General features: G+C 55.7%; 2 protein-coding genes. One reads left to right on the top strand and one right to left on the bottom strand.

Annotated elements, in window-relative coordinates; translation table 11 throughout:
- On the bottom strand, positions 1-281 hold a 281-nt coding region (locus ACOI1H_RS25175), incomplete at its 3' end, for a transposase (RefSeq protein WP_422441017.1).
- A 163-nt stretch (positions 282-444) separates the two neighbouring features.
- On the opposite strand from ACOI1H_RS25175, the gene ACOI1H_RS25180 reads away from it, so the two are divergent.
- Positions 445-1899 carry a mechanosensitive ion channel domain-containing protein gene (locus ACOI1H_RS25180; protein WP_422441019.1) on the top strand — a complete coding sequence of 485 codons (1455 nt, stop codon included), beginning with the start codon at positions 445-447 and terminating at the stop codon, positions 1897-1899.
- The last annotated feature ends 120 nt before the right edge of the window (positions 1900-2019 follow it).

Here is a 2019-nt window from a genome sequence, read left to right on the forward strand (position 1 = left end):
GCATCGATGGAGATCGTCTTGTTATCGGGGGTCTCTGCCGCCAAACCCGTCATGATCCGCGCAAAAACGCCCATATCGCTCCACCTATTCCAGCGGTTGTAGAGTGTCTTGTGCGGACCATAATCCCGCGGCGCATCGCACCAACGCAAGCCGTTGCGATTGATGAATATAATGCCGCTCAGGACGCGCCGATCATTGACGCGAGGCACGCCATGGCTCTTCGGAAAATAAGGCCGAAGCCGCTCCATCTGCGCCTCGCTCAGCCAATACAGATTGCTCATCAAGCCCCCTTTGGTTCGGGGACGGTGAATCACGCAGGCCGCGCAGCCTCAACCCGTTTAATGGGTCCTGAGCCTAAACACTCTTTACCAAAGACGGGAATTCCAGAGTGCACCGATCGTCAACCGGCTGGACGATGCGTGAACAACAGTGTTGGATTAACGAATGACTGTCATCCGCAAAACATCGGGCAGATTTTTGGCGACCACCGTCAGCCTCAACGGTGGCAATTTTGTGAGGCTACTGAAATGCGTTGCGATACTGGGTCTGCTTGCTCCCGGGCTTTTGGGAGGAGTGGCGCGGGCGCAGACATTGCCGAGCAGCGTCGATTCAGCCGAAAGTGAACCGCAACGAGAGATCGCTATCGCACCCGATGCGCGCGACTCCGAGATCGCGGATCGCCTGAGACGTATTTTGATCGCCAGTGAGTGGTTTGATCAAGTAGCCATCACCGTGCGTGAAGGCATCGTTTTTCTGGAAGGTGAGACCGAAACCGACGAGCGAAAAGACTGGGCACGCGATCTGTCTTTCAGAACCGAAGGTGTCGTCGCGGTGGTCAACCGGATTGAAGTGAAGCCCCAGATCAGTTGGGACCTGACGCCGACTTTGCGAGAAATCGACAGGCTGACAGATCGCGTTAAATGGTTTGCACCGCTTTTGGTCGTTTCCCTGCTCATTCTCGTATTCACGTGGTTGGTCTCTCTTGCCGTGGCTGCATTGGCGCGGCGGTCTTTGCGGGGGCGGATAACGTCACCGCTCTTGCTTCAAATTGTGGCGCGCGCTTTATCGATCCCGGTGCTCCTGATCGGCCTTTACCTTGTACTGCAGCTCGCTGGCCTTACGCGCCTCGCAATTACCGTCTTGGGCGGCACCGGGCTCGTAGGTATTGTACTTGGTCTCGCCTTCAGAGAAATCGCCGCAAACGCCCTTGCGAGTATCCTCTTGAGCATCAGGAACCCTTTCCGAGCAGGTGACTGGATACGGGTGGCCCAGCATCAAGGGATCGTGCAGAACCTCAATATGCGCACAACTGTCCTACTCGCTCTGGATGGCAATCACGTTCAAATCCCAAATTCGCTTGTCTACAACAGCATAATCGAGAATTTTTCCACCAATCCAAATCGGCGGTCAGATTTTGTTGTTGGAATTGGATATGACGACTCAGTCATAGAGGCGCAGAAAGTCATAATCGGCGTGCTCCTCAGGCACCCAGCTGTCCTTGAGGATCCTGAGCCGGGAGCCTTGGTCGAAGAACTCGGACCTTCGACCGTCAACATCCGAGTGCAGTTCTGGCTTGATGGAAAATCTTATTCAATCTTCAAGGTTAAGTCGGCGCTCATGCGCCAAGTTAAGCGGGCGCTCCAGGACGCCGGCATCTCAATGCCCGACGCCGCGCGCGAGGTTGTATTTCCAAACGGTTTGCCCATCAGACAATTTTCGGCGAAAGGCGGTGGTGCGGCAGAAGCGATACCTAGTCCCTCAGGCGGCACGGCTGATGCAGCCGTGGTGACTCTTGGCGAGGGCGACCTGTCGTCCGAAACGGACGAACTGGAGCGGCAAGCCGACAGATCCGATCCGACTGACGTCGGTGAAAACTTGCTCTCGCCGGAAATGAAGTGAACTGTCAACTGATGTGGTGGCACTGTCAGAGGAAACCTGCTTGAGGCGGGCAGTGCGGGGCCGTAGCGTTTGGGAATGGCAAAACACAGTCCCTTTCGGTACTTCAAGACATCTCCAGAA

The sequence above is a fragment of the Loktanella sp. DJP18 genome (genome assembly GCF_049310965.1).
Taxonomy (GTDB): Bacteria; Pseudomonadota; Alphaproteobacteria; order Rhodobacterales; family Rhodobacteraceae; genus Loktanella.

Bases quoted from the DNA above. Each gene is read 5' to 3' on its own strand.
- ACOI1H_RS25180 (WP_422441019.1), top strand. From the start codon at position 445: ATGACTGTCATCCGCAAAACATCGGGCAGATTTTTGGCGACCACCGTC.